At 64.2% G+C, this 21,229-nt stretch carries 8 protein-coding genes; 6 read left to right on the top strand and 2 right to left on the bottom strand.

Annotation, left to right across the window (positions count from 1 at the left end):
• Window positions 1-21: 21 nt before the first annotated feature.
• A complete protein-coding gene (locus YU3_RS0118240) occupies window positions 22-5,517 on the bottom strand; it encodes an alpha-2-macroglobulin family protein (protein WP_027167607.1) in 5,496 nt (1,831 codons plus the stop codon).
• A 276-nt stretch (window positions 5,518-5,793) separates the two neighbouring features.
• On the opposite strand from YU3_RS0118240, the gene YU3_RS0118235 reads away from it, so the two are divergent.
• From YU3_RS0118235 to YU3_RS0118210, 6 genes are all read left to right on the top strand, one after another.
• Window positions 5,794-7,722, top strand: a complete 1,929-nt coding sequence (locus YU3_RS0118235) for an autotransporter assembly complex family protein (protein WP_027167606.1) — start codon at window positions 5,794-5,796, stop codon at window positions 7,720-7,722.
• A 2-nt stretch (window positions 7,723-7,724) separates the two neighbouring features.
• Window positions 7,725-13,778: a translocation/assembly module TamB domain-containing protein gene (locus tag YU3_RS0118230; RefSeq protein WP_027167605.1), complete on the top strand. Its 6,054-nt coding sequence runs from the start codon at window positions 7,725-7,727 to the stop codon at window positions 13,776-13,778.
• 276 nt (window positions 13,779-14,054) lie between these two features.
• Window positions 14,055-15,713, top strand: a complete 1,659-nt coding sequence (locus YU3_RS0118225; RefSeq protein ID WP_027167604.1) for an ABC transporter substrate-binding protein — start codon at window positions 14,055-14,057, stop codon at window positions 15,711-15,713.
• A gap of 149 nt (window positions 15,714-15,862) precedes the next feature.
• Entirely contained in the window at window positions 15,863-16,897 is a 1,035-nt protein-coding gene (locus YU3_RS0118220; protein ID WP_027167603.1) for an ABC transporter permease, read from the top strand.
• Window positions 16,898-16,909: 12 nt separating this feature from the next.
• Window positions 16,910-18,067: an ABC transporter permease gene (locus tag YU3_RS0118215; protein ID WP_027167602.1), complete on the top strand. Its 1,158-nt coding sequence runs from the start codon at window positions 16,910-16,912 to the stop codon at window positions 18,065-18,067.
• Between the two features lie 49 nt (window positions 18,068-18,116).
• Window positions 18,117-20,450, top strand: coding sequence for an ABC transporter ATP-binding protein (locus tag YU3_RS0118210; RefSeq protein ID WP_027167601.1), 2,334 nt, complete (start codon window positions 18,117-18,119; stop codon window positions 20,448-20,450).
• Window positions 20,451-20,463: 13 nt separating this feature from the next.
• Here the strand turns inward: YU3_RS0118210 and YU3_RS0118205 are convergent, their stop codons facing one another.
• Entirely contained in the window at window positions 20,464-21,054 is a 591-nt protein-coding gene (locus tag YU3_RS0118205) for a transglycosylase SLT domain-containing protein (RefSeq protein ID WP_027167600.1), read from the bottom strand.
• Window positions 21,055-21,229: the final 175 nt, after the last annotated feature.

Here is a 21,229-nt window from a genome sequence, read left to right as displayed (position 1 = left end):
GATTCCGGCGACCTTTCACCACTATTCCGCTTTCACCTCCATCACGCCGGTGGCGGTGCGCGCCGAATATTGCGGCCGGTACATGTCTTCCACCGTCGCCGCCGGATGGGCGTAGGTGCCGGGCGTCACGGCGCGCACGACATAGGCCAGCATGATGTTGCGGTCGCCGTCGCCTTCGTTTGGATTGAAGGCGGCGACGAAGCGGTCGTCGCGGAATTCCAGATGCGCGGCGTCGGTCTGCGCCAGCCAGGAGAAGTTCGACAATTGCGCGCTGGAAACCAGGCCCGGATTGTCGATCTCGAAGCCGGCCGGCAACAGGTCGGTGATCAAGAGCCGCGACGGCCATTTGTTCTGCTCATAGACCTTGAGCACGACCACGTAGCGCTCGTTCTGCCTGGCTTCGGTGACATTGGCCTCGGTGCCGTCGAGCTTGTAGTAGCTGCGCTGGATGGTGAAGCCGTCGCCGCCGGCCGGCAACGGCTCGACCGGCGCGGCCACCGCGGTCACCACCGCCTGCAGCGGCGTCGCGCCGGTGTTGGCGATGGTCAGCGGGCTGTCGACGAGGTCGCTGCCGGCGACCTGGTCGGAATAGCCGCCCGAATGCGGCGCGCCGTTGACGGAAAGCGTAATGGAATCATTGCCTTCCTTCAGCGCCCGCGCGGCGAGCAGCATCCAGGATTCGTCCTGCGTGCTCGTCCAGCGGGCATCGGCGCGTGCCACTCCCACCAGCTTGATCAACTGCGGCATGATGCCGGGCACCGGCTTCGCTTCCGCCGCCAACGCCAGCATCGCCGCGCCGTCACGCAGTCGCGAGCCGTAGTCCGAGCGGTAGTAGTCGTAGTCGGTCTCCGACTGCGCCAGCCGCAGCGCCGTCTGGAAGGTCGCTTCGGAACGCTGCGTGTCGCCATAGAGCGCGAGGCTTGCCGCCAATTGGGCAACCGCCATCGGGCTGGAGAACGCTTCGAGCTGCGTGTCCGCATAGTAGCGCAGATCGCCGATCGAGGCCTTCTTGTTGCGGGCGAGCACGTAGAGCGCATAGGCGATCTCGCTGCCCCTATCCTGGACGTCCTGGTCGTAGCCGAGCGAGTTCTGCAGGTTGTTCAGCGCCTGGTTCATCGCCAGCGCCGGAACGTCATACTTCTGCTCGCGCGCCCGGGTCAGGAACTCGGTGACATAGGCATCGAGCCACAGATCGCCGGAGCCCGGACCCCACAGGCCGAAGCTGCCGCTTGCCGCCTGATAGGACAGCACCTTGTAGATCGCATCCTGGATGCGGCCATGCAGGTCCGGATCGCTTTCCATGCCGATGCTCTTGGCCATGTCGTTGACATAGAGCAGCGGCATGGCGCGGCTGGTGGTCTGCTCGGCGCAGCCATAGGGATAGCGGTCGAGCGACATCAGAAGCGACGGCACGTCGAGCGCGGATGACTGCGAAACGCCGACGCTGACCGAAGCGCCGTCGAGCACACTCGCGGCCAGCAGCTCCTTGTCAACGCGCAGCGAGCCGCCATTGGGCTTCAGGTCGACGACCATGCGGTTGGTGACCGGAAGCTGCGCCGGGCGCACAGGCAGATAGAGCGTCTGCTCGACCTCCGTGCCGTCGGCATGCGCGAGCTTGACGGTGACCGAGGCGTCGCCCGCGGTCTTCGCGACCAGCGGGAAGGTGAGCGACTGCCGCTTGCCCTGGGCGAGCGTCAGCTTCTGAGGCAGGGGCTTGTCGCCGGTCGAAAGATCGCCGGTCGTAGTGACCGACAGGGCGTAGTCGCCGGCCGGGCCATCGGTATCGGCGATGTCGAGGCGCATGGTCGCCGCGTCGCCCGGCGCCAGGAAGCGCGGCAGGCCGGCCGTGATCACCACCGGATCGCGAACGATGACGTCGGTCTGGGCATGGCCGACCGCATCCTTGGTCCAGGCGACAGCCATGACGCGCACGGTGCCGTTGAACTGCGGGATGTCGAAATCGACCCGCGCCTTGCCGTTGGCGTCGAGCTCGACGGGACCGGAGAAGAAGGCGACCAGCTTTTCGGTCGGCGGGCTGCCTTGCGCCTGCATGTTGGCGCCGTCGCCGCCAGTCCGTATTTTGCCCATAGCGCCGAGCGAGCCGTCGATCAGGCGTCCGTAGAGGTCGCGGATCTCGAGACCCAGCATGCGCTGGCCGAAGAACCAATCCTCCGGATCGGGCGCCTTGTAGTTGGTGAGATTGAGGATGCCGACATCGACGGCAGCCACCATCACATAGGCGTTGCTGCCGGCTTGAGCGCCGTTGACGGCGATCGGGATCGACAGCTGCTGGCGCGGCATGGTCTTTTCGGGCGGCGTCAAGGTGACTGCCAGCTTTTTCGAACCGGGATCGACCGCCAGCCATTTGACACCGATGGCGCGGGCCGGCATGCGCGATTCCTGCGCATCGCCGGGTCGGAACAAGGTCGCCGTGACATAAGCGCCGGCGCCCCAGTCGTCGCCGACCGGGATGTCGACGGTGCTGCCGCCGGCCGGCACGGAAGCGGTGACGGTCTTCAAAAGCTTTTCGGCGCCGATGGTGACCAGCAGCTCGCCGGCAAAATGCGGCGAGACCTTCAGTTTGGCGACTTCGCCGGCGGCGTAGTCGTCCTTGTCGAGGGCGATCTCGAGGCCGTCGGGCGTCTCCGTGGTGGTCGAGGCGACATACCAGCCGGCATCGAACTCATAGCTGGTCGCCGGGCCGTCCGGATCGGCGGTCTCGACCTCAAGCCGGTAACGGCCCCAGTCGACGGGCAGCGACACGCTCGCCTCGCCATCGGCCTTGAGGTCGACCGCGCCATTGGCAACGGCCTTGGTGAGGCTCACCGCCTCGTAGTTCCAGGAATTGTTGGAACGGTACCACTGATAATTGCGCTCGACCTTGACTAGCGACCACTGAGCGCCTTTCAGCTCCTCGCGTTTGCCATTCGGGTCGACGGCGATGATGCTGAATTTGGCAGTCCCGCCTTGCGGCACCTCATCGCCCTCGAAATCGGGGCGAATGCCGATGACGTCCCGCTGCGGGCGAACGCCGATGTCGAGCGAGCGTTCGACGGCGCGGCCGCCGGCCTCGCGCATGCGCACGGTGACCTTGGCGTTGACCAGCTTGGTGGTCGACGGCAACTGGTCGATGGTGACCGGGAAGGTCGCCTTGCCGTCATCGCCGACCAAGGGAAGGTTGGCGAGAGGCGTCACGGTCGGCTCGCTCGACTGCTCGTCGGCCAGGCCGAAGGTGAAATCCTTGAAGCTGTCCCAGGTGCTTGTGGTCGACAGCGTCATCTCGCCTTCGAGCGCAAGGCCCGCGGCCGGCGCGCCGTAGAGGAAGCGGCCATCGACGGTGGCGTTGGCGGTCTCGCCCTGGGCGATCTCCTTCTTGTCGGCGGTCAGGTCGAATTCGATGCGATCCGGGACGAAGTCTTCGACCAGGAACATCTGGCTGGCGACGGGCGCCTGCTTGGGATCGGTGTAGATCGACACCGTCCAGGTGCCGCGCATGGCGTTGGCCTCGAGCGGCAGGTCGACGGCATGGCCGCCGGCGGACTCGCCATTGCTGACGATGCGGCGGTTCTCGACGCCGTCGGGACGGGTGAAGATGAAGGTGAGCGGCAGGTTCTCGACCGCCTTGGCGGCGCCGTCGCGGGCAAGGGCTGCGACATGCACATCCTCGCCGGCGCGGTAGATGCCGCGCTCCGTCCAGGCATAGACGTCGAGCGCGCCAGGCGAGGCACGTCCCTCGACGCCACGATCCGACAGATCGAAGCCGGCCTTGGCCATATCGAGGAAGACGAAGTCGTTGTCGCCCTGCTTGGCCATCAGCACAGCCGGCACCATGCCGTTTTCGCCGCGCGTCAGGCCTGGATTGAAGACGGCGTGGCCCTCGGCGTCTGTGGTCGCCGTGCCGAGGATCTCGTTGTTCTTGGCAAGCAGCGTCAATTCGGCGCCGGAAATCGGCTTGGCCGAGCCCAGCGAACGCGCAAAGACGTTGAGGCCGTCCTGGCCGGTATAGGTGGAAAGGCCGATGTCGGAGACGACGAACCACTGCGTGGCGCGCGAACCATAATCGTCGCTCTTGTCATCGACGGGCTGCGCGGTCAGCACATAGACGCCGGGCTTGCGCTGCGGGATCGCCTCATCCACCGGGAAAGAGGTGGTCACTTCCTTGTTGAGATCATTGGCGATTTCGAGCGTGCCGGACCAGACGGCCGAGCCCATCTGGTCGGAAATGGTGGAAATATCGTAGCCGTCGAGCTGATGCAGGAACTGGTAACCCGACAGAAGCTGCGCCAGCGAGCGATCGCCGATACGGTAGAGCGTCATCTTGGCGGCGTTCATGTTGACGGTAACGACCGGAACGCCGCGGCGCGCGCCGGCCGGCAGCACGAAGCTGTCGCCGGTAAAGCGGGCGGACGGAGCGCGGTCCTGAACGTAGATCGACAACACCACGGGCGCGGCGATCGTTTCGCCGACCGCGGCCGGCAGGCCGGCGCGGAAGGTCACGTCATAATGCTGGCCGTGTTCCAGACCTTCGACGCAGATTTGCTTGTCCTTGGCCTCCACGGCCTTGGGCGGGGCGTTGTCAACGGTCACGAACTGCGAATAGTCGACGCCGGCCTTGACCAGTTCCTCGGAAAACTGGGCGCAGATGCGCGGCGAGGAGGAATCGGCATCGACGGTGTGCTCGACGACGCGAAAACCCTTGCGTGCCTTGAGGTCGGCATAGTCGGCCTGCACGGCCGGCGAGCTCACCAGCGCAAGGCTCGCCTCATAGGCCTGCAGCGAAGGCCGGTAGAGATCGCGCTTGTCGAGGCCGGCGGCAAGCAGCGCCAACGCCTCGGCGCGGGTCTTTGCCGTGCGCACCAGCTGGTAGGCGTTGAAGGCCGCCGAGGTGGCGTTCATCGGGAAAGTCGCGGGTTCGGTGGTGTTGGAAGCTGGCTGCACGGCCAGCGTTTCGCGCGCCAGCGCCAGCCACAGCGCGCCGTCATCGGGCAGCACAGAGACCGCGGCCTGGTATTTCTGCATGGCAAGGCGATGATCGCCGGTCAGCGCTGCCTGTTCGGCGGCGGCCTGCAGGGCGGAAAGCCCTTCCGTCGGCTTGTCATAGGCCGGATCGGTCAGCTTGTTGCGGAACTGCTGGGCCTGGTCGGCCATCCAGTTCGGGAAAAAGGCCAGCGCCGGCGGGGCGCCGATATCGGGGTCGCCGTCGACATTGGCGACCTTGCCGGCGACGGCGCCGGTGAAGGATTTCAGCTGGTTATAGTCGGATTTGAGAAAACACCACTTTGCCTTGGTGTTGTAGGTGAAGGCACGGCAAGCGGGATCGCCGAGGCAGGTGGTCTTGCACTGGTCGAGGCTGACATTCTGCTCCGACCGCAGGTCGAAGCCGAAATAGTCGGAATTGTCGGTTGTCACTATCCGCCGGGCTTCGGCCGCAAAAGCCGCCCCGCCCGATGCGAGGAAGACAGGGGCGAAAAAGATAAGGAGAAGGAAAGAGAGACCACGAGCCGCGCGCATTGCCATACCACCCTCCAGCATCGCCAGCGTCCGGGCATGATCAAGCTTCGGACAGGCTTGTCAACGCCGGGGCGCCGCAGGTTTATCACCCGCGAACAGTTTCCACGCCGGCCAAAGGCCGGTATTTCGACAGAACCTCTGTGAGACGGATCACACTTTCTTGCGAAAAGGTAAAAGGTGTGAATTCCAAGCCCGGTCTATTTCAGACAATTGGATTGTGGCCCCTTTACGAACGTTTCGGAACTTCATTCCAATTTTAGTTTTGTCGACTAGGTTGTCTTAATGCCGGCGCATGAAACGCAGATGTCAGGAGGGTTCGCGCCAGGGCGCGGGCTTCCGCGCGCCCTGCTTTTCGCGCTCATCTGCTCGACCGCGCTGGCCGGCGAGATACGGCCGGCAGCGGCTTTCGAGATTTTCGGCATCAAGCTTTGGGGCTCGTCCAAGGACGAGGATGCCGATATTGTCGATCCGTTGCGCTATTCGGTGACCATCGATGCGCCGGACGCCGACAAGGATCTGGTCAAGAGGCTCGAAAGCGCCTCGTCCCTGAAGGGCGACGAGGACCATCCGGTGTCCGGATCGCTCGGCCTGATGGCCAAGGCGCGCGGGGACCGCGAGCAGCTCGTCGCCGCGCTCTATGCCGATGCCCGCTACGAAGGCGTGGTCACCATCACCATCGACGGTAAGTCGATCGACGAGTTGCCGCCGGATGCCGAGTTCAAAGGGCCTCAGCCTATTCCCGTGGTCGTGAGTGTTGCCGCCGGACCGAAATTCACGCTGGGCAACATCCGGCTGAAGGGCGACGCGGCAGGGTTGGCCAGCGCCGACTTCGGGCTGATCGCCGGCGGTGATGCCGGCTCCGGCGCGGTGCTGAAGGCCGAGGCTCTGATTGTGCGGGCGCTGAAGGAAGAGGGCAGGCCGCTTGCAAAGGTCACAGACCGCGAGATCGTCGCCGAACACGCCAGCTCGACGCTGGACGTCACGCTGACGGTGGCTGCCGGCCCGGTCGCCGGCTATGGCGACACGACGGTCGAGGGCACCGAAAAGGTCGACCGGAACTTCACCGAATACATGACCGGGCTGAAGCGGGGCCAGCAATACTCGCCGCAGGAGATCGACGATGCCCGCGACCGGCTGCTCGGGCTCGAAGTCTTCAACAGCGTGACCGTCAAGGAAGGCGACAGCCTCGACGCCAACGGCAACATCCCGATCGATGTCCAGGTCAGCGAACGCAAGCCGCGCTTCTTCGGCATCGGCGGCACCTTCTCGAACACGGAAGGCCTGGGGCTCGAAGGCTATTGGGGACACCGCAACCTGTTCGGCCAAGCCGAGAAGCTGCGTATCGACGGCTCCATCAGCGGCATCGGCAGCAACAGCATTTCCGCGCTCAACTACAATGCCGGCGTCATGTTCGAGAAGCCGGGCGTGCTCGGGCCGACGTCGAAATTCTTCACCGGCATCAAGACGGTGTTCGAACACCCTGACGCCTACGACCATTTCTCGGTCAAGGGCGACGTCGGCGTTTCCTACGACCTCGACAAGAAGCAGCGGGTCTCGGCCGAATTCGACCTCGATTATTCGAGGATCACCGACGCCTTCGGCAAGCATACCTATCTGATCGCCAGCGTGCCGCTGCAATATGTCTATGACAGTCGAGACGACAAGCTCAACCCGACCAGAGGGTTCCGCTTCCTCGCCTATGCCGAGCCGAGCTACGACATACTGAACGGCGCGACCTTCCTGAAGCTGAAGGGCGAGGGCTACACTTACCAGTCGCTCGACACGGCAAGCAGGTTCGTGCTGGCCGAGCGCGCAACGCTGGGCTCGATCGTCGGTACCGGGCTGCAGAACGTGCCGGCCGACCGGCGCTTCTATTCCGGCGGCGGCGGCTCGGTGCGCGGCTATTCCTACCAGGGCATCGGCCCGAAGGACATCGACGGCCAGCCGATCGGCGGCCTCTCCTTCTTCGAAACCTCGGTCGAGATGCGCATCGGCGTCACCGACACGATCGGCATCGTGCCGTTCGTCGATGCCGGCACGGTCTCAACCAGATCCTTCCCCGATTTCTCGGATGTGAAGGTCGGCGCCGGCGTCGGCCTGCGCTACATCACGCCGTTCGGGCCGCTGCGCATCGACGCCGCCGTGCCGCTCAACCGCGATCCGGGCGATCCGCATTTCGGCATCTATGCCGGCATCGGCCAGGCGTTCTGACGATGAAGCTGTTCTGGCGCATCCTCCGTATCTGCCTCTACACGCTTCTCCTTTTGCTGGTGGTGGCGGTCGGCGCGCTTGTCGTGCTTACCGGCACAGAGGGCGGCAGGCAAAATCTCGCCGGCCTGATTTCGAAGATGGCCTCGAGCGAGGACCGCAAGGTGACGGTCAGCGGTATCGAAGGCATCTGGTCGGGCGCGCTGAGGGTCGACCATGTGGTGCTGGAAGACCGCGCCGGCCCCTGGATGGTGGCACGCAATGTGGCGCTCGACTGGTCGCCGACGGCGCTGCTCTCATGGAATTTCAACGCCGACCGCTTTGCCGCCGGGCGCATCGAACTGGCGCGGTTGCCGCAGCCGAGCCAGCAGCCGTCGCAGGGTGGTTCGACGAGCCTGCCGGTGTCGATCGACGTCAGGGAGATCGACCTGCCGGAGATCGCGCTTGGCCAGGAGCTTGCCGGCAGCGGCATTGCCGAACTCGCCGCCAAGGGCTCGCTCAAGGCCGATCCGTCGCCGCTGGCGATCGAGAGCGTGCTCAACGTCTCCCGCCATGACGGCAAGCAGGGCAATGTCGACGCCAAGATCCATTTCGCGCCCGCCGACAACAAGCTCGACCTCGATCTCAAGGCGTCGGAGCCGGCCGGCGGCATCATCGCAAACCTGCTCAAGCTGCCCGATGCGCCGCCGGTCAACATCGTCGTTTCCGGTACCGGGCCTTTAGCAAACTGGAGCGGCATCGGCACCTTCATGGTCGATGGCCGGATCGTCAGCCAGCTGACCGGCCGGCACCAACTCACCGATAAGGGCCACCGCGTCGAGGCCAATGGCGACGGCGAGTTCGAGGAGTTTCTGCCGGAGAAGATAAAGTCGCTGTTTGCCGGCAAGACGAGCTTCGATATCGCCGGAACGGCGACCACAGCAGGTGGGATAGATATCGAGCGGGCCACTATAGAAAGTGGTACGGTGCACGGCACCGCAACCGGCAATGTCGATCCGAAGGGCGCCAGCGACTTGGCCGTCGAGCTCTCCGCCAAGGACAAGCCGGTCACCGTCGATGTCGGCAACAGCGCGGTTCCGATCCTGGTCGCGGTCGAAAAGGCCACGGTGCGCGCCTTCGGCGACGGCAAGGCGCCGATGGTCGATATCGGCACGTCGCTTGCCTCGGTGGCCGTCGGCGGCACGCAGCTCAATACTATTACGGGCGAGATCCATTCCGATGGCTTCGATATCGAGACCCGCAGCGGCCCGGTCAGCATCAAGCTCGCCGCCGCCGGCCTGAAGACCGATGTGGCGACGCTGGCGCCACTGGTGACCGGCAAGCTCGCCGCCGATCTTTCCGGCACGATCAGCCCAGAGACCGTGGCCATCGACAAAGGCACCTTGCGCAGCGATGCGCTCAATGCCGGGCTGACGGCAAATGTGGCGCTTGCCGATCTGTCGATGACGCTGAAGATGAATGCCGACGCCGTCTCGAAGGCATTGCCGCCGCAAATCAGCTCGCTGCTCGGCGAGCGGGTGACGTTTTCGGCAACCGCGACCCGCGATCCTCAGGGCGCGTTCGCCGCCAACTCACTGGAACTTACCTCCGGCTCGCTCAGCGCCAGCGGCACCGCCAGCGCGCAAGGGTCGGATATCCAGGCCGATGTGAAAGGCACGCTGGGCGACGTCTCATCGCTGTCGTCGCTCGCCGGCACGCCGCTTGCCGGCGGGATCAACTTTGCGCTGACCACGAGCGGCCCGCGCTGGGCGCCCGATTTCTCCGTCTCAGCCGACAGCGCCAGCCTGACTGCGGCCGGCCGCACGGTGAAGGACATCAGGCTTTCGGCCAAAGGCAAGGCCGACATCGCCAATCCGTCGGCCGACGTCTCGCTGACCGCCAGCGCCGAGGGCCAGGCGCTCGACATCGCAGCTTCGCTGGTTACCGCCGACGGCAAGCGCTTGGTTAGGGGGCTTACCCTGGCGCTTGGCGACAACAAGGTTTCGGGCGATCTCGCGCTCGACGATCAATACCTGCCGCTCGGCACGCTGACGCTTGCCGTGCCCGACATCGGGCCGCTCGCGGCGCTTGCGGATCAGACGGCAACGGGTGATATCAACGGTACCATCGCCTTCGCCAAGGAGGGCGAGGCGCCGACCGTCACGGTCAACGCGGCCAGCGCATCGATCGCGCGTGGCGAACTGGCGGCGAAAGCCATCACCGTCAACGCGCTGATCGCCAATTACCTGAAGGGGCCGGCGATTTCGGGCTCGATCAAGGCCGACAGCGTGACCTCCGGCAGCACGGTTATCAGCGGCATCGGCATCGATTTGAAGCGCGACGGCGACTGGACCAATTTTACCGGCGGCGCGACGGCGTCCGGCATTCCGGCAACCGCCGCCGGGCGGGTGAAGATCGCCAACGGCACGACAAGCGTGGAAATCGCTTCCGGCGAGGCGACGGTGCGCGGCATCAAGGCGGCCATCGCCGAGCCCTCCAGCCTTTCCATCGCCAATGGCGTGACTTCCATCGAGAAGCTCGCGCTCAATCTCGGTGGTGGTTCGGCGACGGTTTCCGGCAGCGCCGGGCAAACCCTGGACCTGACGGCCAACCTCGCCAATCTGCCGTTGGCGCTTGCCGATGATTTCGTGCCCGGCCTCGACGGGGTAGGAACGCTGGAGGGCACGGCACACGTCACGGGTCCGTCGTCCAACCCCGATGTTCAGTTCAACGCGAAGGTGGCGGGCGCCGAGACCAGCCAGACCCGGCAGGCTGGGCTCGGGCCGCTGGATCTGGATGCCGCCGGCAGCTACACGCTGGCGGGCGGCGTGGCCCTGGACCACGCCACGCTTTTGGGCGAAGGGATTTCCGGCAAAGCCGCCGGCACGCTCAATCCGAACGGCGCTAGTGACTTCTCTCTCGATCTTACATCGTCCGGGCCCAGCCTGCCGTTGACGGTCGGCAGCGCCGAAAGCCCGGTCAAGATCGCGGTTCAGTCGTTGTCGGCAAAGATGGCGGGCGAAAGCACGCAAGCGCGGCTCGATGTGTCCGCCATCCTGCCTTCCATTGCCGCCAGCCAGGCGAAGGTGGACGGTCTCACCTTGATGCTGCATTCGGATGCCTTCGATCTCAAAGGGCGGGCAGGTCCGGTTTCCGGCACGGTCTCGGTGGACAGGATCGGCCTCGACAATCCCATGCTCGCCCCGCTGATCGCCGGCAAGGTCACGGCCAAGGTCAATGGCCGCCTGACGACAGATGCAGTCGCCGTCAACAGCGGCTCCTTCAAGAGCGATGCGCTCAATAGCCAGGTCGCCGGCCGGATATCGCTGGGCGATGGTGCCGTCGACCTCAATCTGACGGCGGATGTTGCTTCTTCCGCCTTGCCGGCGGCGGTGCGCGGCATGCTTGGCGAGAGCGCGCAGTTGAGCGCCGCGCTGAAGCGCGATGCCAATGGCAATGTCAACGTGGACGGGCTGAAGCTCAATTCGGGCGCGCTCAGCGCCGACGGGCAGGCGAGCCTTGGCGACGGGAGGCTAGCCGCCGATATCAGGGGTGCGTTGAGCGATGTTTCGCGGCTCTCGAAAGACGCCGAGGGCGCTATCGCCTTTGCCCTGAACGCGCAAGGCCCGGTCACCGCGCCCGACCTGTCGATGACGGTGAGCAGCGACCGGCTTTCGGTGGCGGCGCGGGAGATCACCGGGCTGAAGCTGACGGCCACCGGCAAGGCCGATGCCGCCAATCCGGCGGCCAATGTGCAGCTCACCGGCAACGTCGCGGGGCAGAAGCTGCAAGGCAGCGCGGTGCTCGCCACGACCAATGGCAGCCGCGCGATCAACGGGCTTTTGCTGTCGCTTGGGCCGAACAGGATTTCCGGCGATCTCACGCTGGACGATGCCTTCGTGCCGGTCGGCACCGTTTCGCTCGATCTGCCCGATATCGGGCCGCTCGCCGCGCTGGCGCTGGAAAAGGCCGAGGGCAATGTGCGCGGCACGATCGCTTTCACCAAGGCCGCCAACGGGCCCAATGTCGCGGTCAAGGCGAACACCTCGGCAATCAAGCGCGGCGATCTTTCCGCCAAGAATGTCGCGATCGACGCGCAGGTCGCGAACTATATGGCAGCGCCCGTCATCGCCGGCACGGTGCGCGCCGAGAGCGTCACTTCCGGTGGCACCGCCGTCACCGGCATCGATGTCGATCTCAAGCGCGACGGCGACTGGACCGGCTTCTCGGGCGGCGCCACCGTCAAGAACATCCCGGCCAAGGCGGCCGGCCGTGTGAAGGTCGCCAACGGCACGACGACCATCGAACTCGCGTCGGGCCAGGCGACAGTGCAGGGCATCAAGGCCGCGATCGCACAGGCCTCGACAGTGACCATCGCCAATGGGGTGACGACGCTCGACCGGCTGGTGCTCAACCTGGGCGGAGGCACGGCGACGGTGACGGGCAAGGTCGCGCAGGCGCTGGATATCAACGCCAACCTGGCCAGGGTGCCGATCTCGCTTGCCAACAGTTTTTCGCCGGGTCTCGACGCGGCCGGCTCGATCTCGGGCACGGTCAAGGTTACCGGCGCGCCGGCGAGCCCGTCGGTCGGCTTCAAGATCGATGCGGCCGGCGTGCAGACCTCGCAGACACGCGGCGCCGGGCTCGGCGGCATGAATGTGTCGTCGTCGGGAACGTTCGCCGGCAACAAGCTCGCTTTCGACACGAATATCAGCGATGGCGCCGGCCTCGGCCTCAAGGGCGGCGGCTCGGTGACGACGGCGGGCGCGCCGGCCCTCGCGCTCGACTTCAACGGCAAGGTGCCGTTCTCCTTCCTTGCCTCGAAACTCGCCGCGCAAGGGCTGGGGCTGACCGGAACCGCCAATGTCAACGTGCAGGTGCGCGGTCCGGCGTCGTCGCCGGTGATCGGCGGAACGGTCAACACCTCCGGCGCCCGGCTGGTCGATGCCCGATCCGGCCTGGCTGTCAACGACATCGCGGCCGACGTTTCGATCGGCGGCGGCGTCGCCAGGATCAACCGCCTGACCGGAACGCTGTCGACGCGCGGCAACCTCTCGGCGAGCGGCACGGTGGGCATCACGCCGGCGCAAGGCTTCCCGGCCGACCTGTCGATCAAGCTTACCGATGGCCGCTATACCGACGGCCGGGTGGTGACCGCCAATCTCGGCGGCGACCTGACCGTCAAGGGGCCGCTCGTGTCGGCGCCGGTGATCGCCGGCACCGTCAACCTGGCGAGGACGGTCATCACCGTTCCGGACAAGCTGCCGGGGTCGCTTTCGGCGCTGGATGTGAAGCACAGGAATGCGCCGGCATCCGTCCGGGCGCAGGACAAGGCGCTGCGCCCGGCGACGTCCAGCGGCAGCAGCAATGGCGGCAGCGGCATGACACTCGACGTGACGGTCAACGCGCCGAACCAGATCTTCATCCAGGGCAGGGGCGTCGACGCCGAACTCGGCGGCTCGCTGAAATTGACGGGCCAAGCCTCGGCGCCGCAAGCGGTCGGCACGTTCACCCTGCAGCGCGGTCGGCTGACGATACTCTCCAAGCGGCTGACCTTCACCGAGGGCACCGTCGGGTTCCAGGGTTCGCTGGTGCCCTACCTCAACCTGACGGCGACCACGACGACGAGCAGCGCCACGGTCACGATCGTCGTGTCGGGCGAGGCCACCGATCCGAAATTCACGTTCTCCTCGGTGCCGGCGCTGCCCCAGGACGAGGTCATGGCGCAGCTCATCTTCGGCCAATCCATGTCCAAGCTGTCGCCGCTGCAGATCGCGCAGCTAGCGAGCGCCGCCGCGCAGCTGGCCGGGGTCGGCGGTTCGACCTCGCTGCTCGAGAACCTGCAAAGCGCCATCGGCGTCGACGATCTCGACGTGACGACGGACGAGAAGGGCGGCACCGCGGTTTCGGCCGGCAAGTACCTTAACGACCGAACCTATGTGACGATCCAGAAGGGCGACAAGCCAGGCTCCGGCAAGGCGACGATCGACCTCAATGTCGGTCGCGGCGTGAAGCTGCGCGGCGAGGCCAATGATGCCGGCGAAGCCAAGGGCGGCGTCTTTTACGAACGCGAATATTGAGGCCGCGTCACCCTTCCTCGGCCTGCCGAACGAGCTGTCCGGCGCAGGTGCCGGGCCCTTATCTGCATAAAATGTATTGATTTAATCGCCCGCGACGAATTTTTGGGAAATCCGTGTCGCGCTAGCAAATTTGCGTCAAGACTGTCGCTATCACGCGAACCGGGTTGCACTCAAAGATGCACATTCCCTAACATGTTCCTGTTCCACACCGTTTTTTGACAACGCGGTCTGGATGCGGAATGTTAAAAGGCAGAAAGCCAACAATGGGAGTAAGTCATGGCAATCTATAAGAGCAATGGTGATCGTGTTCCGGATCACATCCTGAAAATGGCCGAAGATGCCAAGTCGGGCGGTGTCGACCGCCGCGAATTTCTGGCTTTGGCCAGCGTCTTCGGAGCCTCTACGGCAATGGCCTATGGCATGCTGGGCCTCGCCGCTCCGACCCCGGCCAGGGCCGAGGACGTGCAGGGCAAGAAGGGCGGCGTGATCAAGGTCGCGATGTCGGTCAAGGATCCGAAGGATCCGCGCACCGCCGACTGGTCCGAAATCTCCAATGCCGAGCGCCAGGCGCTCGAGCCGCTGGTGAAGTACACGAAGGAATACACTTTCGCGCCGTATCTCCTGGCGAGCTGGGATATCAACGACGACGCCACCGAATACACGCTGCATGTGCGGCCGGGCGTCGAATGGAACAACGGCGACAAGTTCACCGCCGACGACGTGGTCCACAATTTCACGCGCTGGGCCGACAAGGCCGCGGAAGGCAACTCGATGCCGGGCCGCCTCGGCAGCCTCGTCGACGACACGACCAAGAAGCTGCGCGAAGGCTCGGTCGTCAAGGTCGACGACATGACGGTCAAGCTCAAGCTGACCAAGCCCGACATCGCCATCATCCCGAACCTTTGCGACTATCCGGCGCTGGTCGTGCACAAGACCTTCGACGAGAAGGGCGCCAACTTCAAGAACTGCCCGATCGGCACCGGACCGTTCGAGCTCGTGTCCTACGATGTCGGCCAGAAGGTCGTCTACAAGCGGCGCACGACCGGCAAGTGGTGGCAGGGCGAAGCCTTCCTCGACGGCGTCGAGTTCATCGACTACGGCACCGATCCGGCGGCGACCGTCTCGGCCTTCGAGTCGGGCGAAGTCCAGACCAACCATGAAACCACCGCCGACTACGTCAAGATCATCGCGGACGTCGGTGCTCCGGTTTCGGAAGTCGTGACGGCGGCCACCGTGGTGTCGCGCTTCAACGTCACGCACAAGCCCTATGACGACCAGAAGGTTCGTCAGGCAATGTTGCTTGCCGTCGACAACGCCACCGTGCTGCAACTCGGCTACGGCAATGCCGGCACGCCGGCGGAAAACCACCACGTGGCGCCGATCCATCCGGAATATGTCAAGCTGCCGGAGATCAAGCGCGACATCGCCAAGGCCAAGCAGATGCTGACGGAAGCCGGCGCGATCGATTTCGAGCACGAGCTAATCAGCAACGACGAGGACTACCACAAGAACACCACGGACGCGATCGCGGCGCAGCTGCGCGAGGCCGGCATCAAGGTGAAGCGCACCGTGCTGCCGAGCTCGACCTTCTGGAACGACTGGACGAAGTATCCGTTCTCAGAAACCAACTGGAACATGCGCCCGCTGGGCATCCAGGTCATCGCCATTGCCTATCGCAGCGGCGAAGCGTGGAACGAGACGGCCTATGCCAATCCGGACTTCGACAAGAAGGTGAACGAGGCGCTCGGCATCGCCGATGCGGAGAAGCGCAAGGTGGTGATGAAGGATATCGAGCAGACGCTGCAGGATTCCGGCATCATCATCCAGCCTTACTGGCGCAAGCTCTACATCAACATCAAGCCCGAGGTGAAGAACCACTCGATGCACCCCACCTACGAGCACGACTTCGGCAAGGTCTGGCTCGACCAGGCGTGATCCATGGCGCGATGAATACGAGGGGCGGCAGCCCCTCGTATTTGCAGCTTCGCCGCCGTTGCATATGCTGCAGCGGTGGCGGGGCATCATCAGCTTTTCGCAACAGGGTTGAACCTATCTGACCCCAACCCGGCCGGCAGGGGGCGCGCATGTTCTCATTCATTGCCAGACGCATCGGCACCATACTGCTCACGATGCTGTGCCTGACGCTGGTTGTCTTCTTCCTCGTCAATCTCGAGCCCAATCTAAAGAAACTGGCGATCAGCCAGACCGAGATGCACACGCCCGCCGACCAGCTCGAAAGCTGGCTGGTCAATCATGGCTACAGGCAAAACTTCTTCGTGCGCTACGGCCAGTGGCTTGGCGTGTTTCCGAAGCATCCGATCACCGATCCGGCGACGGGCAAGACGACGCAACGCTTCTCCTTCTGCAACGACCCGGTCGAGTCGACATTCTCCGGCGTTCTGCAGGGCGATTTCGGCTGCTCGACCAAATTCAAGACGACGGTCGCGGCCAAGCTGTTCCCGGCCCTCGGCGCCACCGGATTGCTGATGTTTTGGGTGCTGGCGGTCATGGTGCCGATCTCGCTGCTGATCGGCATTCTCGCAGGCATGCGCGAAGGCTCGCGCACCGATCGCGTGCTGTCCGTGGCCTCGATCGCCTCGACGGCGACGCCTGAATACGTGTCGGGCGTCATCTTCACCGTCATCTTCGCATCATGGCTCGGCTGGCTGAACGGCTCCGCGGCGTCCGCCAGCCAGGGCATCACCTTCTACAATTTCACGCTGCCGGTGATCACGCTGGCGATCTACGGCATCGGCTATATCGCACGCATGACGCGCGCCTCGATGGTAGAGGTGATGACGCAGCAATATATCCGCACCGCACGGCTGAAAGGCCTGTCCTTCAGCAGCGTGGTCATCAAGCATGCGTTGCGCAACGCGCTGATCGCGCCCTTCACCGTCATCATGCTGCAGTTCCCGTGGCTGCTCACCGGCGTCGTGATCGTCGAGGTGATGTTCCGCTACCAGGGTTTTGGCTACACGCTGGTCGAAGCCGCCGGCAACAACGACATCGATCTGCTGCTTGGCTGCTCGCTGGTCTCGGTGTTCATCGTGCTGATCACGCAGCTCATTTCCGACGTCGGCTACGCGTTTCTCAATCCGCGTATCAGGGTTCAGTAGGGGGCAGGGCCGATGCAAACCGAATATATCAGCGCCTTCGACGTCGTTATCGGCGTGCTCTGGCGGTTCTGGCCGGTGTGGGTCGGGCTCATCCTGGTGATGGGCGCCAGCTTTAGCTACAAGAAGCGGCTGGGCCTCTACGGCCAACTCTTCGACAGCGGCGTCGGCATTGCCGGCGTCTTCATCTGCCTGTTCTGGCTGTTCACGGCGATCTTCGCCTCGACCATCTCGCCCTTCGATCCGCTGGCGCAGGTCTCGGTGATGAAGGACACGCTGCCCGGCGCAATCGAACCGGCGTCGAAGCTCGTCTACTATTTCGGCGGCGACAAGCTTGCCCGCGACGTGTTCTCGCGCATGGTCTATGGCAGCCAGATCGTGCTGATCATCGCGCCGGCCGCCACCGGTTTCGCGCTGATGGTCGGCATTACGCTCGGCCTGCCGGCCGGTTACTATGGCGGCAAGATCGACACGCTGCTGTCGTTCCTCGCCAATCTGGTGCTGGCCTTCCCGGTCATCCTTTTGTTCTATCTGCTGGTGACGCCGGGCATCATGGACACGCCGATCCCCTACGGGATGGCGGGCTTGTTCTTCCTGTTCCCGATCATCTTCTTCAGCGTCCTGTTCTGGACCCGCTACAAGAACCGACCGGACCGGCTCTATATCCTGCTCGGCATCACGCTGGTCGTCGGCGGCTGGATCTATACCGGCCTGGTCTTCGACAAGGATCCGCTTAAGATCGTCCACATCGATCCCAACCAGCTCAACATCTTCGTGGCGGTGGTGTTCGCTTCCAGCCCCGGCGTGTTCCGCATCGTGCGCGGGCTGACCATGGACATCAAGACGCGCGACTACGTGGCGGCGGCGCAGACGCGCGGTGAATCGCCCTGGTACATCATGCTGTGGGAGATCCTGCCCAATGCGCGCGGCCCGCTGATCGTCGATGCCTGCCTGCGTATCGGTTACACGACGATCCTGCTCGGAACGCTCGGCTATTTCGGCCTGGGCCTCGCGCCGGAAAGCCCCGACTGGGGCACCGCGATCAAGGACGCCAGCCGCCTGCTGCGTTCCTTCATCCACCCGGCGCTGCCGCCGACGATCGCGCTGATGTCGTTCGTGCTGGGTCTGAATCTTTTGGCGGACTCGCTGCGCGAACAGTCGATGAAGGATTGATGGCAAGGCCTTTGGCCCTAGTTGCCGATACCAAGGATTGGAGCGACCCATGAACGAGGCAGTTCGAGATCCAGCCAAATCGACCGGTCAGCCGATCATCGAGATCGAGAACCTCTCGATCTCCTTCTTCACGCGCAAGGGCGAAATCCCCGCCGTGATGGATTTTTCCTGCACGGTGATGCCGGGCGAAGCGATGGGCATCGTCGGCGAGTCCGGTTGCGGCAAGTCGACCGTGTCGCTCGGCATCATGCGCGACCTCTCCAACATCGGGAGGATCGTCGGCGGACGGATAAAATTCCAGGGCAAGGACATGGGCGAGCTCTCCGAGGAGGAGTTACGCGCCATCCGCGGCAACAAGATCGCGATGATCTACCAGGAGCCGATGGCGAGCCTCAATCCGGCGATGAAGATCGGCCAGCAATTGATGGAAGTGCCGCTGATCCACGACAAGGTGTCGAAGGAAGAGGCGCACGCCAGAGCGCTCGAGATGGTGCGGGCGGTGAGACTGCCTGATCCGGAGCGGATGATGCGTTCCTATCCGCACCAACTGTCGGGCGGCCAGCAGCAGCGCATCGTCATCGCCATGGCGCTGCTATCCAAGCCGGCGCTGCTTTTGCTCGACGAGCCGACCACCGCGCTCGACGTCACCGTCGAGGCCGGCATCGTCGAGCTGGTCAAGGGACTGGGCGAGAAGTTCGGCACCTCGATGATCTTCGTGTCGCACAATCTCGGGCTCATCCTCGAGACCTGCGACCGCATCACGGTGATGTATTCGGGCGAGGCGGTCGAGACAGGCAAGATCGCGGACGTGTTCGACCGGATGCGTCATCCCTATACGCAAGGGCTGTTCCGCTCGATCCCGCTGCCCGGCGCCGACAAGAACTCGCGGCCGCTGATCTCGATCCCCGGCCAGTTGCCGCTGCCGCATGAGCGGCCGAAGGGCTGCAATTTCGGGCCGCGCTGCCACCATTTCGTCGAGGGGGTCTGCAACGCCGCGGAAATCCCGATGATCCCGGTCGACGGCCATGAGGGACATTTCTCACGGTGCGTGCGTTTCAACGAGATCGACTGGGAGGCGCTGCCGCCCGGCGCCAAGAAGGTCAATGAAAAGGTCGAGCCCGGCGCGCCGGTGCTCAAGATCGAGGACCTCAGAAAATACTACAAGGTCGGTGGCAGCGAGGTGTTCGGTTCCAGTGAGGGCCGCGTCGTCAAGGCCAATGAGACGATCTCGTTCATGGCGCGCGAATCCGAGACCGTCGCCATCGTCGGTGAATCCGGTTGCGGAAAGTCGACGCTGGCCAAGGTATTGCTCGGTCTGGAAACGGCAAGTTCCGGCAGTGTGACGCTCGGCAACAAGGAAATCCAGTCGACCGGGATCGAGAAGCGCAGCGTTGAGACGGTGTCGTCGATCCAGATGGTGTTCCAGAACCCGTTCGACACGCTGAATCCCAGCCATACGGTCGGTTCGCAGATCATCCGCACGCTGGAGAAGTTCAATGTCGGCAAGAATGTCGCCGAGCGGCGCAAGCGCATGCTGGAGCTGCTCGACCTGGTGAAGCTGCCGCGGGCTTTCGAGACCCGCAAGCCGCGCCAGCTCTCGGGCGGCCAAAAACAGCGCATCGGCGTGGCGCGCGCCTTCGCCGGCGACGCCAAGGTGGTGGTGGCCGACGAACCAGTCTCGGCTCTCGACGTCTCGGTGCAGGCGGCGGTGACCGAGCTGCTGATGGACATCCAGCGCAAGAACAAGACGACGATGCTGTTCATCAGCCACGACCTGTCGGTGGTGCGGTACATCGCCGACCGTGTCGTCGTCATGTATCTCGGCTACATCGTCGAGCAGGGCACGACCGACCAGATCTTCTCGCCGCCCTACCACCCCTATACCGAGGCGCTGCTCTCGGCGATCCCGATCGCCGACACCAGCGTGGTCAAGAAGCACATCGTGCTCGAAGGCGACATCCCGTCGGCGATGAACCCGCCGACCGGCTGTCCCTTCCAGACGCGCTGCGGCTACAAGAAGCTGGTGCCGGACAATCTGTGCGAGACGAAAGTGCCGCCGGTGAAGAACCTTGGCGACGGCCATATGAGCCTGTGCTGGCTCTCGGACGAAGTGCTGGCAACGATGGAGCCGGTAATCAAGTTCGACAAGGAACATGCCGCTCATGAAGGCGTGCCGGACGACGCGCCGCATGGCGAAGGCCCGGGATTTACGGGTTCACCGCCGAAGCGTCCGAGGGGCAAGAAGGCTAGCGCGGAAGCCGATGCGGCCGGAAAGCCTGGCGAGGATGCGGACGCCGTCTTGCGAGCCCGTCGCCACGAAGTCCGCGACGAGATTTCCGAAACCGGCGTTCCGAAGCCGAAAGACACGACAAGGCGGCATTAAAGCGCGCAGAACCTCAGCTGCCGCACTGTCGCAATTGCGCGGCGTAATCCTGCGCCATCTTGTCGGTTGCGCGGGCATAGCTCTGCACACCGGCGTCGCCGCGATTGCCGCGGCCATAGGCGGTCCAGCCGAGATAGTAGGCCAGATAGAGATTGTAGGTGTCGTTGCGGGCGACGCCGAAGGTATCGGCGGTCTTGGAGTGGTACCAGCCGACGAAATCGACGGCATCGGCAAATTTTGTCCGCCGCGCGGCCCAGTTGCCGGTCTCGCTCTGATATTGCGACCATGTACCATCGAGCGCCTGTGAAAAACCGGTGGCGCTCGAGACATGTGTCCACGGGATGAAGCCGAGCAGCTTGGTGCGCGGCGGGCGGGCGTTGCTCTTGAAGCCGGATTCCTTGCGCACCGTGGCCATCAGCACGGGAACGGGAATGCCATATTTCTGCTCGGTCCGCTCGGCGGCGGACTGCCAATTGTCGAACCAGCCGTCATTCTGGTCGAAGACGGCGCAGACATTGTTGATGTGGCTGGGCGCCGTCGCGCAGGCGGAAAGCGCCAGCAGCACAGAGACAGATACAATTTTACTAAAACTCGACCTACGCATTGGAAGACGAATAGGCCGAAATCATAAAAGGAGTCTTGCGCGGTTCCTTAACGCCGATGCGCAGGTCGCGAAAAATCGAGTATCGATATTGCGACTATCTACGTCGGTATTCTCTTCGTCGATTTTGAAAAATGCCGCCTTGGCTAAAATCACGCCGGCAAACGGCGAATTCCTG

This window comes from Mesorhizobium sp. WSM3224, assembly GCF_000427725.1.
In the GTDB taxonomy this organism is placed as follows: Bacteria; Pseudomonadota; Alphaproteobacteria; order Rhizobiales; family Rhizobiaceae; genus Mesorhizobium.
The sequence above is the reverse complement of the archived record's forward strand: the minus strand, read 5'-3'. Positions and strand labels throughout refer to the sequence as shown.